At 73.6% G+C, this 13,045-nt stretch carries 14 protein-coding genes; 7 read left to right on the top strand and 7 right to left on the bottom strand.

Going from position 1 to position 13,045, the window contains the following annotated elements; translation table 11 throughout:
* Positions 1-46: 46 nt before the first annotated feature.
* Complete coding sequence (locus ABZ449_RS00955; RefSeq protein ID WP_360337932.1) at positions 47-1,294, bottom strand: glycosyltransferase; 1,248 nt, start codon at positions 1,292-1,294, stop codon at positions 47-49.
* 285 nt (positions 1,295-1,579) lie between these two features.
* Here ABZ449_RS00955 and ABZ449_RS00960 point away from each other — a divergent pair, with 285 nt between their 5' ends.
* Together ABZ449_RS00960 and ABZ449_RS00965 are read left to right on the top strand one after the other, a co-directional pair.
* Entirely contained in the window at positions 1,580-1,846 is a 267-nt protein-coding gene (locus tag ABZ449_RS00960; protein WP_360337935.1) for a GlsB/YeaQ/YmgE family stress response membrane protein, read from the top strand.
* A 245-nt stretch (positions 1,847-2,091) separates the two neighbouring features.
* A complete protein-coding gene (locus tag ABZ449_RS00965) occupies positions 2,092-2,355 on the top strand; it encodes a GlsB/YeaQ/YmgE family stress response membrane protein (RefSeq protein WP_360337938.1) in 264 nt (87 codons plus the stop codon).
* Positions 2,356-2,378: 23 nt separating this feature from the next.
* On the opposite strand, the gene ABZ449_RS00970 is transcribed toward ABZ449_RS00965, so the two are convergent.
* The 5 genes from ABZ449_RS00970 to ABZ449_RS00990 all read right to left on the bottom strand — a co-directional run bounded on the left by ABZ449_RS00970 (position 2,379) and on the right by ABZ449_RS00990 (position 6,556).
* Entirely contained in the window at positions 2,379-3,335 is a 957-nt protein-coding gene (locus tag ABZ449_RS00970) for an ADP-ribosylglycohydrolase family protein (protein WP_360337941.1), read from the bottom strand.
* 106 nt (positions 3,336-3,441) lie between these two features.
* Positions 3,442-4,029, bottom strand: coding sequence for a TetR family transcriptional regulator (locus ABZ449_RS00975; protein ID WP_360337944.1), 588 nt, complete (start codon positions 4,027-4,029; stop codon positions 3,442-3,444).
* Positions 4,030-4,114: 85 nt separating this feature from the next.
* Positions 4,115-5,128 carry an aldo/keto reductase gene (locus tag ABZ449_RS00980; protein ID WP_360337947.1) on the bottom strand — a complete coding sequence of 338 codons (1,014 nt, stop codon included), beginning with the start codon at positions 5,126-5,128 and terminating at the stop codon, positions 4,115-4,117.
* Between the two features lie 188 nt (positions 5,129-5,316).
* Positions 5,317-5,619, bottom strand: coding sequence for a GNAT family N-acetyltransferase (locus ABZ449_RS00985; RefSeq protein WP_360337950.1), 303 nt, complete (start codon positions 5,617-5,619; stop codon positions 5,317-5,319).
* A 49-nt stretch (positions 5,620-5,668) separates the two neighbouring features.
* On the bottom strand, positions 5,669-6,556 hold the full coding sequence (locus ABZ449_RS00990) for a methyltransferase (RefSeq protein ID WP_360337953.1): 888 nt from the start codon (positions 6,554-6,556) through the stop codon (positions 5,669-5,671).
* A gap of 195 nt (positions 6,557-6,751) precedes the next feature.
* Here ABZ449_RS00990 and ABZ449_RS00995 point away from each other — a divergent pair, with 195 nt between their 5' ends.
* Both ABZ449_RS00995 and ABZ449_RS01000 read left to right on the top strand, forming a co-directional pair.
* A complete protein-coding gene (locus tag ABZ449_RS00995) occupies positions 6,752-8,230 on the top strand; it encodes a histidine kinase (RefSeq protein ID WP_360337956.1) in 1,479 nt (492 codons plus the stop codon).
* Entirely contained in the window at positions 8,227-8,886 is a 660-nt protein-coding gene (locus ABZ449_RS01000) for a response regulator transcription factor (RefSeq protein ID WP_360337959.1), read from the top strand. The genes ABZ449_RS00995 and ABZ449_RS01000 overlap by 4 nt, the downstream gene beginning before the upstream one ends.
* Positions 8,887-9,403: 517 nt before the next feature.
* Here ABZ449_RS01000 and ABZ449_RS01005 read toward each other — a convergent pair.
* Positions 9,404-10,231: a hypothetical protein gene (locus ABZ449_RS01005; RefSeq protein ID WP_360337962.1), complete on the bottom strand. Its 828-nt coding sequence runs from the start codon at positions 10,229-10,231 to the stop codon at positions 9,404-9,406.
* A gap of 13 nt (positions 10,232-10,244) precedes the next feature.
* Between ABZ449_RS01005 and ABZ449_RS01010 the strand changes: the two genes are divergently transcribed.
* The 3 genes from ABZ449_RS01010 (at position 10,245) to paaB (ending at position 13,034) form a co-directional block, all read left to right on the top strand.
* The gene (locus tag ABZ449_RS01010; RefSeq protein ID WP_360337965.1) at positions 10,245-11,405 is read left to right on the top strand and encodes a M20 family metallopeptidase; all 1,161 of its coding nucleotides are present in this window, start codon (positions 10,245-10,247) and stop codon (positions 11,403-11,405) included.
* A 274-nt stretch (positions 11,406-11,679) separates the two neighbouring features.
* Positions 11,680-12,720 (top strand): 1,2-phenylacetyl-CoA epoxidase subunit PaaA, encoded by a 1,041-nt coding sequence (gene paaA / locus ABZ449_RS01015; RefSeq protein ID WP_360337968.1) that lies wholly within the window; start codon positions 11,680-11,682, stop codon positions 12,718-12,720.
* On the top strand, positions 12,717-13,034 hold the full coding sequence (paaB, locus tag ABZ449_RS01020) for a 1,2-phenylacetyl-CoA epoxidase subunit PaaB (RefSeq protein ID WP_360337971.1): 318 nt from the start codon (positions 12,717-12,719) through the stop codon (positions 13,032-13,034). Before paaA ends, paaB begins: the two co-directional genes overlap by 4 nt.
* Positions 13,035-13,045 lie beyond the last annotated feature (11 nt).

Below are 13,045 nucleotides of genomic sequence, written 5' to 3' on the forward strand. Positions count from 1 at the left end.
GGTTGTTCGCGGCTCGTTGTCGCTGCCTGCTGCCGCCCGCTGCTCCTCACCCGGCCGCTGCCGCCGCCCGATCGACGGCGGAGAGGACCTTTGCCGCACCGTCCTCGCTGGCCAGGGCGGCGGCGACGGCCTGGGCGCGGGCGCGGTAGCGGGGGTCGTCGACGGCCTGGCGGAGGGAGGCGGCGAGGCGGGCGGGGGTGAGGGTGCGCAGCGGGACCGGGCCGGGGGAGACGCCGAGCAGGGACAGCCGGGCGGACCAGAACGGTGCGTCGAGCTGGGCGGGCACGGGGACGGACGGGGTTCCGGAGCGGAGGGTGGCGGCCGTGGTTCCGGCGCCGGCATGGTGGACCACGGCGGCGGTGCGGGGGAAGAGCCAGTCGTGCGGGGTGTCGCCGATGGTCAGGACGGAGTCCGAGTCCTCGGCCGCCAGTTCGCTCCAGCCCGACTGGAGGAGGAGGCGCACCCGGGTGGCGCGGGCGGCGGCGAGAACGGTGGCGGTGAGCCGCTCGGGGTCGGGGACGACCAGGCTGCCGAAGCCGACGAAGACCGGCGGCGGCCCGGCGGAGAGGAAGTCGAGCAGTCGGGTCGGGGGCTGCCAGCCCGAATGGTCGGGCGGCCACCAGTAGCCCGCCACCTCCAGCCGGGGGTGCCAGTCGGCGGGTCGGGGCACTACCGATGGCGAGAAGCCGTGCAGGATGCGGTGGTTGCGACGGGCCCGGGCGACGCCGAGCGGCGGCAGGCCGAGCCGCCGGCGCAGCCCGCGGACGGCCGGCACGAAGAGCCGGTCGGTCGCGGTCTGGACGGCGTGCCCCGCCAGCAGGTTGCCGGACCGGCCGAGTGATCGGGTGCCGGTGACGGCGGGTGCGAACTCCCGGGTGGGGGCGAGGGGCTGGAGGTACAGCCCGATGCTGGGGATGCCGGCAGCCTCGGCGGCGACCTGGCCGAGTGCGCTGGTGGTGCTGGTGGTCAGCAGCAGCTCGGTGCCGAGCGCCGTGGCCTCGGCGATGCCATCCCCGAGGGCCGGCATGAACTTCCGGGCGAGCCGCAGGAGGTGCAGGATGCCCACCGGTCCGCTGCCGGCCCGCAGCAGGCGCCGGCCCTCGGCGGAGGCGAGTTCGGCGCGCGGGTCGACCGGCAGTGGGCGGAACTCCAGCCCGGCGGCCCGCACCGGCCCGGCGAATGCGTCGTGGGTGGCGACGGCCACCTGATGTCCGGCCGCCCGCAGGCGGATGCCGAGCCCGAGGAAGGGGGACACGTCGCCCCGGGAGCCGGCGGTGGCGATCAGGATGCGCATGGCCGCAGTATTTCGGCGTGGACGCCCCGCGGGAAGGGTGCCACGCGCGGTGATGGCACCGGCCCCGCAGACCGGGTCCGGGCGCCGTCCCGCCGGGGGCGAGCCCGGCGGCCGGCCTCCTCGGTTACCCCGGGGGCTGGAAGCCTGACCGGAACCGGTCAGCGGGCCGGTCAGCGGACTGGGCGGCGGACCGGGCGGCGGAACCGGGTGAGCGGGCGGAGGCGTCCTTCCGGGCAGAGCGCACGGGACGGGGCCCGTGCGCCGCCGATGGGAGGGGATGCCTGAATGAGCATCGTCGCGTGGATCGTGCTGGGCCTGCTGACGGGTGGGCTGGCCAAGTTGCTGCTGCCGGGGAAGGACCCGGGCGGCCTGATCGTGACCACCCTGATCGGCATCGCCGGATCGTTCGTCGGCGGCTGGATCGCGTCGCACTTCCTGCACCGCTCGGTCACGGCGCACTTCTTCGACGCCGCGACCTGGGTGTCGGCGATCGGCGGTGCCTTGGTGCTGCTGATCGTCTACCGGCTGCTGTTCGGCAACTCGCGTCGCTGACACGCGAGTTCTTTGCGTCCGCGGTCTCGGGAGGCTGCCGGGGCGTTCCGCGAGGCTGCCGGGGCGTTCCGCGAGGCTGCCGGGGCGTTCCGCGAGGAGGTCCGTCGCCCGGAGCGGAGGCGCCCGGGTGGCCGGTTCGAACCGGTCCCTCCGGGCGCTGGAACGGTGGGAGGCTCTCGTACGTCCTTCCGGTCGGACCCGGGGGCTCGACGGGGTCGTCACACCGATGACGCAAGGGGCGGCGGATGAGCTGGATGGCGTGGATCGTGCTGGGCCTGGTGTCGGGGACCTTGGCCAGGATGGCGATGTCGAGGGGTGAACGCGGCCTGATCGGCAGCACCCTGATCGGCATCACCGGCTCCTACATCGGCACCTGGATCGTCTCGCACTGGATGCACGGGGCGGTGAAGGTGGGCTTCCTCGACGTCACGACGTGGGTCTCGGCGATCGGCGGCGCGATGGTCCTGCTCCTCGCCTACCGGGTGTTCCGCTTCATCACTCGGCGCTGACCGCCGGGTACCGGTCCCCCGGATCACCCGGCGTCCCCGCCGCTCCCGGCCCTCGGCCGGTGGTCTGCGGCCCGGGAAGCCCCGGCGACCCAGCCCGGGAGCTGCTCGCGCGCCGCGAGCCAGCCGGGCGGCACGCCCGCGAGCCCGGTCCGGGCGGCGACCACGCCGGCGGCTATGGCGCAGGTGGTGTCCTTGTCGCCCCAGCCCTCCAGGGTGTGCCAGATGGCCTCGGGCAGCGAGTCCAGGTGCCCGGCCGCGGACCAGAGAGCGAACGGCACGGTGTCCGGGGCGGAGATCAGCGTGCCCGAGCCGAGCACGGTGGCGGCGTGCCGGACGCTGGTGTGTCCGGGCAGCCGGGCGGCGATCCGCAGCCCGGAGCGGACCTCGCTGTCCGGAAGCCGTCCGGCGATCTCGGTCAGCAACTCGGCCCGGCCGGGCGGGTTTCCGCCCCGGCTCCGGACCGCCAGTGCCGCCGCGAGTGCGACCGCGACCGCGCCGGCGACCGCCTCCGGGTGGAAGTGGGTGGTGAGCGCCTGCAGTTCGGCCTGCCGGACCACCGCGTCGAGGTCCTCGGCGAACCACGCTCCCAGCGGGGCGACCCGCATCGCGGCGCCGTTCCCGTGCGAGCCCTGGCCCTCGAACTGGCCCGCGGTGATGGCGCGCCAGTCCCCACCGGCGCCGATCCCGCGCAGTACCCGGTGCATCGAGGGGCCGTACTTGCGCCCGTACTCGCGGGCGTACTCGGCGGCGAACTCCCGGGCCAGCGCGTCCGGTCGGACTTCTCCCGCAGCGAGCAGGTGGCGGACCAGCACGAGTGCCATGGCGGTGTCGTCGGTCCAGTGCCAGGGCGCGCGCCTGACCAGCCGGGCGGCCAGCGCGGCGGGCGCCTCGTCCGTCGGGACCGAGAACCACCGGTCGCCGAAGGCATCGCCGAGGGCGAGTCCCTCCAGGCTGTCCAGGACCGGGCGAGCCGCACGCATGTCATCCTCCGAGTGAGATCAACTGTGTGCGGCAGTCTGGCGGAAGGACGAGCGGCCGGCGAGCGAATTTCCCTCCGCTCACCGGCCCCTCAGACCTGACGCTTCGTCACTTCGCCTTCAGGCCACCGAGGACGAGCTTCCACACGGCCTCGAACCGGTCGTCGATCCCGGGTGCGGACCAGGTGGAGGCGTAGGCCGGGTCGTGGAAGGGGCCGGTCGCGTCGAAGACGGCGCGGGCGGTGTTGCGGATGTGGGCGAGCTTGAACTCCTTGCCCTCCGTGCCCTCCGTGACGATCTGCGCGATCTGGTCGACCAGGGTGTCGATGTGGGTGTCCACCAGGCCGCTGTTCTCCTCGACCAGCACCATGTAGGTGGCGAACAGCTCCGGGTCGTCCAGCGCCTTCTTCCGCTTGGCCGCGAACAGCGTCGTCAGCCAGCGGTGCAGCCGCTCGGCGGCCGGGCCGCCCTCGTTGGAGATGGCCGCCAGCTCGTGGTGCGCCTGGTCGAGCCAGCGCTGGGTGACCGCCTCGCGCAGCGCGGCCTTGCTGGGGAAGTGGCGGTAGACGCTGCTGTGGCTGACCCCGAGGATGCGGGCGACGTCCACGACGGTGGCCTTGGCCGGGCCGAACCGCCGGAGGACGTCCTCCGCCGCGCTCAGGATCTGCTCGGCGGTGAGTGTGGTGTCCGTGGTCACGGGGAGGTCCGTCCTTAGCGTCGTGCGGTCGGGTCGTGCGGTCGGTCGTCAGGCGACGGTGGTGGTGGCGGCGCCGGCGGTGCGGTCAGCGCTCGCTGTCCAGGTGGGCCATCTGTGCGGCAGCGTACCGGTCACCGGCCGCGGAGCCGGCGGGGACGGCGGCCTCGACGGCGGGGAGGTCGGCCTCGGTCAGCGTGACGTCGAGTGCGCCGAGGGCCTCGGTCAGACGGTCGCGGCGGCGGGCGCCGACCAGCGGGACGACGTCCTGTCCGCGCGAGGCCACCCAGGCGATGGCGACCTGGGCGACGGTCGCACCCCGTGCGGCGGCGATCTCGCGCAGGGCCTCGACCAGTGCGAGGTTGTGGGCCAGGTTCTCGCCCTGGAAGCGCGGGCTGTGGCTGCGGAAATCGGTGCCGCTGAGGGCGCGTTCCCGGTCCCAGTGGCCGCTGAGCAGGCCGCGGGAGAGCACGCCGTACGCGGTGACGCCGATGCCGAGCTCGCGCGCGGCGGGCAGGACGGCAGCCTCGATCGAGCGGGAGAGCAGCGAGTACTCGATCTGGAGGTCGCTGATCGGGTGGACGGCGGCGGCCCGGCGCAGGGTGTCGGCGCCGACCTCGGAGAGTCCGATGTGGCGAACGTAGCCGGCCTTCACCAGCTCGGCGATGGCGCCGACGGTCTCCTCGATCGGGACGTCCGGGTCCAGGCGGGCCGGGCGGTAGACGTCGATGTGGTCGGTGCGCAGGCGGCGCAGGGTGTAGGCGAGCGCGGTCTTGGTGGCGGCGGGGCTCGTGCTGTAGCCGAGCCACTGGCCGTCGGGGCTGCGCTGGGCGCCGAACTTCACGCTGATCTGCACGCTCTCGCGGTCGCGGCCGCGCAGTGCCTCGTGGATCAGCAGTTCGTTGTGGCCCATGCCGTAGAAGTCGCCGGTGTCGAGGAGGGTGATCCCGGCGTCGAGGGCCGCGTGGATGGTGGCGATGCTCTCGGCCTCGTCGGCCGGGCCGTACATGTCGGACATGCCCATGCAGCCGAGGCCGAGGGCCGAGGTGACCGGCCCGGTGGTGCCGAGGGTGCGCTGGGTGGGGCGGGTGTGCGGTGACAAGGGGGCTCCAAGGGGCGGGCGAGTGCGGCGCCGGGAGGCGGGGGCAGGGTGGCCCGGGTATCACTATGGCACGACAGCGAACAGATTTCAAAATCTGTTCGCTGTCATCTGTTATCTGAAAGTTGAAATCTGTCGGTTGTCATTTGTTCGGACGAGCGGCCGCGGCCCCCTGGCCGCCCGCCCTGCCGTCAGTCGGCGACCCGGCTGCGGTTCTCGTACGCGAGATCGGTGTACTCGGGGTGGCGGAGCATCCAGCCCTTGGTGAAGGGGCAGGTCGCCAGCACGGCCAAGCCGCGGGCGCGGGCGTCGTCCAGGGCGGCGCGGGCCAGCGCGCTGCCGATGCCCCGGCCCTCGTAGGCGGGCTCGACGACGGTGTGCGGGTACACCACCAGCTGGTCGCTGCGCAGGTACTCGGCGAAGCCCGCCAGCCGGCCGTCCTCCCAGGCCTCGAAGCGGTTCTGGGCCTCCACGTCACGTACCGAGAGGGTCATCTCGGCTCCTCACTGCCGGAGAGTCGGAGCCGGGCCCGGCCCCGGTCCATCATCGAGTGGCCGGGGCCGCCCCGCCCGTCGATCCGCCGGTCGTGGCCTTCGCGTCGGTCGCCCCGGCCCCCGTTCCCGGCTCCGTGTTCGTCTCCCTCGCCGCGGCCTTCGGTTCGAGGGCCCGGCTCCCGGTCGGCGCCCAGCTCTCGCGCCCGCCCGGCGCCCGCAGCAGGTAGGCGCGGGCGGGCGGAACGTTGCGCCAGACCGTGCGCTCGCCCAGACCGTACGCCGCTTCGAAGCCTCGCAGCAGCCGCACCACCGCCCGGTGGCGGGCGCCGCGGCGGGGGCCCGAGGTGAGGGTGCGCGCCGTCGTCGTACCGAGGTACCCGAAGTACGTCAGCTCGCCGCCGGGCGCCAGCAGCCGCAGGTAGAGCTCGAGGATGTCGCGCACCTGCGCGGGCTCGAAGTTGGTGAACGGCAGCCCGGACACGATCACGTCGTACCGCTGCGCGCAGCCCTCCGGCCGAGCCGAGTCCGTCGCCGACGGGTGGCACTCCGACAGTTCCTCGACCCGGCAGGCCGACAGCCGCAGCCCGACGCCGGGGTGGCGCGCGGCCAGGACAGGGTCCTCCCGGAGCCGTTCGGCGAACCGCGGGTTGGCCTCGACGACGTGCAACCGGTCGCCCGGGCGCAGCACTTGGGCCAGCCGGCGGGTCACCACGCCCGTCCCGGCGCCGACCTCCAGCACCGAGATCGGACGGTTCGGGCGGCTGGTGACCGGTACCACCAGCGCGTTCACCAGCTCCGCGCCGCTCGGGGCCAGGGCGCCGGTGTCGTGGAAGGTGCGCAGGGCCTCGGTGAGGAACAGCAGGCGGTCCCCGCCGGCGGGCGGACCGTGGTGGAGGGAGAGGGATTCTGGGCCGTGGTGGAGCCGTTCGCTGGTCATGCCGTCGACGCTAGGCAGGGCGGAGCCACCGCGAATCGGCCGGTCAGTGTCGCCGACCCCCGACGAAAGTCGAGGGTGCGGTTGGCCGGAAGACAGAGGCGTTCCGCGGTCGAGCGCCCCTAGCATCGAGCCCGAGGTAGTGAACGGCGAACGTGCGGAAGGCTTTCGGGGTGAGGAGAGGAAAGGAGGAGTGCCATGCCCAGGAGTGTGCTCGGCTGGTACGGGCCGGATCACCGGGCCGGGATCGACACGTTGCTGCTGCTCGGCGTGTTCGGCCTGAGCATCGAGGAGGCGGCGGTGCAGTGGACGCAGTCCGACGGGCCGCTGCGCCTGCCGCGCACGGTCGTCGCCGCGCTCGCCGCGCTCGCGCTCCTCTTCACCCGCCGCCATCCGGTGGCCTCGGCCGTCCTGCCGGTGCTCACCGGTGGGCTGTTCAACCGGGCCTTCCCCGGCCTGTTCAGCGTCTTCCACCTCGCCTGCCTCGGCCGGACCGGCCCGGCGACGGCAGGTGGTGCGGTCATCGCGGTGGTCAGCGCGGCGGGGGCGGATTCGCTGGTCGGGTGGGCCGGTACCACCGGGTCCCAACTCCTCGTCCAGGCCGCCGTCCTGGCGGTCGGCCTCTGGTTGCACGGCAGACGGGTACTGATCCGCGCCCTGCACGAGCAGGTCGACGCGCTGCGCCGCGAGCGCGAGCTGCGCGCCGATCAGGCCCGAGCCGCCGAACGGGCCCGGATCGCCCGGGAGATGCACGACGTGCTGGCCCACCGGCTCAGCCTCCTGGTGCTGCACGCCGGGGTGCTGCGCGACCAGGCCAGGGCCGGTACCGTCGCCGCCGACCCCGATCGCCTCACCCACCGCCTCGAACTGCTGCGCACGACCGCCTCCCGATCGCTCGACGATCTACGGGACGTCCTGGGCGCACTGCGGGCCGACCCACCGGCCTCGGCCGGCACGGGAGGCGAGCCGCCCGTGCCGGCCGAGGCCGGGCGCGTCCAGGCGCCCGCACTGCGCGACCTCACCGAACTCGTCGGCGAGGTGACCCAGGCCGGTCAGCGGGTCGAACTCGCCCTCTCCGGAGACCCGGAGACCATCCCGACCACCCATCGGCTGGCCGTGCACCGGCTGGTCCAGGAGGCGCTGACCAACGCCCGCAAGTACGCGCCCGCCGCGCCCGTCACCGTCCGGGTCGGCTACGGGGCGCCCGCGACGACGGTCGAGGTCCGCAACGGCCCGGGCCAGGAGACGCCGGACGGGCCGGGCACCGGCGGCGGGTACGGGCTGGTCGGGCTGGCCGAACGGGTCGGTGCCCTCGGCGGCCACCTCGACGCCGGTCCGGACGGCGGCGGCTTCCGGCTCTCGGCCCGGTTACCCGTGCCGGACCGCCCGCCGGGGGCGGCGCCCGACGCGGCTCCAGCCCGTGGCGACGGTTCGGCTCCACAACCCGGGAGCGCGTTGCCGGACGCAGGGCGGCCGTCTTCGCGGCCGGGGCAAGGGACACGAGCGGCACGGCAGTCGCAGGAAGGGGCGCGAGAGGCGCACGGGGGGCGATACCCGGAGCCGCCGAAGGAACCGAAGGAACCGAAGGAATCGAGGGAACCAGAGCAGGAACCGAAGCAGGAATCGAAGCAGGAACCAAAGCAGGGACCGAAGCAGCAGCCGAAGGGTGCCGCATGATCCGAACAATGGTGGTCGACGACGACGCGCTGGTTCGCCTCGGCCTGGTCGACCTCCTGGCCCAGGACCCGGCGCTCACCGTGGTCGCCGAGGCCTCCGACGGGCTGCAAGCCGTCGAGATCGCCGGCAGCCGACGGATCGACGTCGCGCTGATGGACATCCGGATGCCTCGGCTCGACGGGATCGCCGCCACCCGGCGGCTGCGCGAACTCCCCGACGCCCCAAGGGTCATCGCCCTCACCACCTTCGACCTGGACGAGTACGTGTACCAGGCGCTCGCGGCAGGGGCGGACGGCTTCCTCCTCAAGGACACTCCGCCCGCGGAGATCGCCCGGGCCGTCCACGTGGTCGCGGGGGGTCAGGGAATGCTGCATCCGGCGGCCGCGCGACGGCTGATCGACCGCTACCACCGGGTCGGGGCACCCCGGTCGGTGGCCGCCCGCCACCGGGTCGCCGGGCTCACCCCGCGGGAGACCGACGTGCTGCGCGAACTCGCCGACGGGCTCTCCAATGCCGAGATCGCGGGCGTGCTCGGGATGCGCGAGAGCACCGTCAAGGCGCACGTCAGCCGGATCCTGACCGGGCTCGGAGTCGGCAACCGGGTCCAGGCGGCGCTGCTCGCGCGCGACGCGGGACTGGTGGGCGACGGTGGCTGAGAGCGCACGGTTGAGAGCGGCGGCGACTGGGGCCGCACACCCGGGTTCCGATCGGTCGTGCACGTTCCTGCCGGGCGTCCTCCCGGCTGCGCAGGGGTGCCGCCCTGTCGTGTCCGGGGGGCGGGCAACCGAGGCACGTCGAGGCTCGGCGGGGCACACCGGGGCACGGCATCGACCCGTGTTCACGCGGGTGTTCCCCCGTCGTTCCCCGGAGTCGAGCCGGCCGGCTGAGCGGGCTTCCCTGAGCCGCCGCGTGCTCCCGGTTCGTACCGCGTGCTGAGCCGTTGTCACCCATCCGGCGTGGAATTGCCGTGCCTTGGCCGTTTGCGCTGCCGAACTCGGGCGGCGGGTCCATGGTGGAGATGGGCGCGATCCGGCGACCGCGTCCGCGCGCCGATCCAGGCCCGCGCGCCGAGCGCCCGTGCCGATCGCGTACGGGCGGCCTCCGAAGCGGGGCCCGGTACCGGCACGCTGGGAGCAGGGCCACCTCGCAGGAAACCGAACGGTTCTTCTAGGCTCACATCTCGGCTTCCCTGCGGCGGTCCGGCCACTGCGCCCGCTGCCAGGAGGCCACCGTCCACGGGGGCTCCGGGCGGACCGGGGCCCCCGGATCGAGCGAGGAGGACGCACATGCCAAGCACGCCGCCCAGCCGTTCCACCGTACTTGGGCCAGACAGGCTGATTCGAGACGCCGCCCACCATCCCGGTCGACCGGTGCGGTCCGGCTGGGCCTGGTACCCGGGAGGGAGCGGTCGGCCGGTACGTCCGCTGTATACCGGCGGTGGTCGCGGAGGCGAGCGTTGAGTCCCCAGATCGTCGGGTCGCCCGCTGTGCCGGGCGCCGCCGTGGAACCGGACCCGACGCCGGTCACCGTCCCGGCCGCCACCGACGGCGAGGCCGTTGCCGCAGCCGCCACGACCACCGCGACCTCAAGCACTGCTGCCACCACCGTAGGTACCTCCGTGGCGACCGCCACCGCCACCGCGGGCACTGACACCAGTGCGGCAACTGCCACTGCAACTGTCGCTGTGACTCCGGCCGTCTCGGCCCAGGCCGCCGCGGTGGCATCCAGTGCCGCGAAGACCGCCTCGGCAAAAGCCGCCGTGGCCCAGACCGCGTCCGCCAAGGCCGCGTCCGCCAAGGCCGCGCCCGCCCAGACCGCGTCCGCCAAGACCACGTCCGCCAAGACGGCGGCAACCACGTCCGCCCTCACGACATCTGCCCTCACCAGAGCAGGCGTCGCGAAGACCGCGGTGGCGACGACCGCGGTGCCGAGGGCCGCTGTCGGAAAGCCCACGACCGGTCCGGCCGCCACCGCTGCCTCCGGTATCTCCACCGTCGCCACGGCGCCGCCCGGTGTGCCTCAGACGCTCAGCGCCCGTGCCCGTGCCCTGGTCGGAGCCGTCCGGCGGCGCTGCTCCGATCTGGCGCGGATCGAGTCTCCCAGCGGGGACGCCCCCAGACTCGACGCCCTCGCCGAGGAGTTGGTGGCAGGCTTCCGTGCCACCGGTGCCACCGCCCGGCGTGAGCCCGGACCGGCCGGGGACCACCTCGTGCTGGAATGGGAGGGCCGGGACGAGTCCCTGCCGCACCTGCTGATCGTCGGGCACCACGACACCGTCTGGCCGGTCGGCACCCTCGCGGACTGGCCGGTGACCGAGCAGGACGGTCGGCTCACCGGGCCCGGCGTGGTCGACATGAAGGGCGGACTCGCCGTCCTGGAGAGCGCGTTGTCGCTGCTCGCGGACCTGGGTGAGCGCCCGCACCGGACCGTCCGCCTGGTCGTGGTCTCCGACGAGGAGGTGGGCAGCCCGGACGGACGGCGCCTGGTCGAGCGCCAGCTGCGCGGCGCCGCGGCGGTCCTGGGGCTCGAACCGCCGCACCCCGACGGCCGGTTGAAGACCGCGCGGCGCGGCAGCACCCGGGTGCGACTCACCGTGACCGGCCACGAGGCGCATGCGGGCAACGATGCTCACGATGGGGTGTCCGCGGTCGACGAACTGGTGGACCAGCTCGTGCTGGTGCGCGATCTCGCAGGTCAGCCCGGCATCGAGTTGAACGCCGGTCGGATCAGCGGTGGTTCGCGCGCCAACGTGGTCGCCGGCCGGGCCGAGGCCGAGCTGGGGCTGCGCTTCGCCACCGCCGAGGCGCAGCGCCGCACGCTGGACGACCTCGCCCGGCTCGCTCCGTTGCGTCCGGGCGCCCGGGTTCGCACGGAGGTGTTGTCCAGTCGTCCGGCCTGGTCCGAGCGGACCGGTAATCCGCTGCTGCGGCACGTGCGTTCGCTCGCCGCCATGCTCGGTCAGCAGCTGGACGGCGCCCCGGCGGGCGGGGCCGGGGACACCAACCTGCCGGGCTCGCGCGGTCTTCCGACCCTGGACGGCTTCGGGGCGGTGGGCGCCGGGGCCCATGCCCGGCACGAACACATCCGGCTCGACCAGATCGCTCCCCGGATCGCCCTGCTGGCGGCCCTGCTCGCCGTTCCGCTGCCGCGACTGCGTGACCGCGCGGAGGGGTGAGGCGGCGGTGAGCCGCTGACAGTCGGCAGCCACAGCAGGCAGGCGCTGGCGAACAGATAGCAATCGACAGGCGGTAGCCGACAGACAAGCGACCGACAGATAGCAGCCGACAGATAACAGCTGACAGATTTCAGAATCTGTCAGCTGTTATCTGTTGCGCACCTTGCCATCCCTCTGCTCCGCCGCGCAGAATGGTACCGACCGAACGGTCAGTCGGTTGGTTGATCGGTGGTACTGCGGCAACCGGCCGGGCAGGACACGAGAGGGGACCGTGGTGACAGCAGAGGTGGCCGAGGCGGTCCCCGCGCAGACGCCGGAGGACCGGTTCGAGGCGGTCGTCGCCGCCGAGCAGCGGATCGAGCCCAGGGACTGGATGCCCGACGCCTACCGGGCCACCCTGATCCGCCAGATCGCCCAGCACGCCCACTCCGAGATCATCGGCATGCAGCCCGAGGGCAACTGGCTGACCCGGGCGCCGTCCCTGCGCCGCAAGGCCATCCTGCTCGCCAAGGCCCAGGACGAGGCCGGGCACGGCCTCTACCTCTACGCCGCCGCCGAGACCCTCGGTGTCGACCGCGCCGAGCTCACCGAGAAGCTGATCTCCGGCCGCCAGAAGTACTCCTCGATCTTCAACTACCCGACCCTCACCTTCGCCGACGTCGGTGTGATCGGCTGGCTGGTGGACGGCGCCGCGATCTGCAACCAGGTCCCGCTCTGCCGCTGCAGCTACGGCCCGTACGCCCGCGCGATGGTGCGGATCTGCAAGGAGGAGTCCTTCCACCAGCGCCAGGGCTACGAGCTCCTGATGACGCTGATGCGCGGCACCGAGGCCCAGCGCCGGATGGTCCAGGACGCGGTGGACCGCTGGTGGTGGCCGTCGCTGATGATGTTCGGCCCCTCGGACGCCGACTCGCCGAACTCCGCCCGCTCGATGGCCTGGCGGATCAAGCGGCACGGCAACGACGAGCTGCGCCGGCGCTTCGTCGACATGACCGTTCCGCAGGCCGAGCACCTGGGGGTCACGCTCCCGGACCCGGAGCTGCGCTGGAACGAGGAGCGCGGCGGCTGGGACTTCGGTGAGCCGGACTGGTCCGAGCTCACCAGGGTCATCCACGGCCAGGGCCCCTGCAACGCCCAGCGGATCGACCGCCGCCGCGCCGCCCACGAGGACGGTGCCTGGGTGCGCGAGGCGGCCGTCGCCTACGCGGCCAAGCGCGCCGCCGAAGCAGCCGAAGCAGCCGAAGCCGCCGCAGGCACCGCAGCAGCCGGAGCCACCGGACTCACCGAAGCCACCGAACAGGAGAACGGAAAGTGACCGAACCCCAGGTTGGCTCCCCGGCCGGGTCCAAGGCCGGCTGGCCGCTGTACGAGGTGTTCGTGCGCCCCCGGCGCGGGCTGAACCACGTCCACGTCGGCTCGCTGCACGCCGCCGACGACCGGATGGCACTGCTCGCCGCCCGCGACCTCTACACCCGCCGCAACGAGGGCGTGAGCCTCTGGGTGGTCCGCTCGGACGCGATCACCGCCTCCACCCCGGACGAGCGCGACCCGTTCTTCGAGCCCAGCGGCGACAAGGTCTACCGCCACCCGACCTTCTACGACATCCCCGAGGATGTCCCGCACATCTGACGGGGGAGCCA

Origin of the sequence: Kitasatospora sp. NPDC005856 (assembly GCF_040629945.1) — a bacterium.
Taxonomy (GTDB): domain Bacteria; phylum Actinomycetota; class Actinomycetes; order Streptomycetales; family Streptomycetaceae; genus Kitasatospora.

Excerpts from the sequence above, each read along its gene's own strand:
- ABZ449_RS00985 (WP_360337950.1), bottom strand. The coding sequence starts at position 5,619 with ATGACCCTCTCGGTACGTGACGTGGAGGCCCAGAACCGCTTCGAGGCC.
- ABZ449_RS00955 (WP_360337932.1), bottom strand. The coding sequence starts at position 1,294 with ATGCGCATCCTGATCGCCACCGCCGGCTCCCGGGGCGACGTGTCCCCC.
- ABZ449_RS01000 (WP_360337959.1), top strand. The coding sequence starts at position 8,227 with ATGATCCGAACAATGGTGGTCGACGACGACGCGCTGGTTCGCCTCGGC.
- ABZ449_RS00960 (WP_360337935.1), top strand. The coding sequence starts at position 1,580 with ATGAGCATCGTCGCGTGGATCGTGCTGGGCCTGCTGACGGGTGGGCTG.
- ABZ449_RS00965 (WP_360337938.1), top strand. The coding sequence starts at position 2,092 with ATGAGCTGGATGGCGTGGATCGTGCTGGGCCTGGTGTCGGGGACCTTG.
- ABZ449_RS00970 (WP_360337941.1), bottom strand. The coding sequence starts at position 3,335 with ATGCGTGCGGCTCGCCCGGTCCTGGACAGCCTGGAGGGACTCGCCCTC.
- ABZ449_RS00990 (WP_360337953.1), bottom strand. The coding sequence starts at position 6,556 with ATGACCAGCGAACGGCTCCACCACGGCCCAGAATCCCTCTCCCTCCAC.
- ABZ449_RS00995 (WP_360337956.1), top strand. The coding sequence starts at position 6,752 with ATGCCCAGGAGTGTGCTCGGCTGGTACGGGCCGGATCACCGGGCCGGG.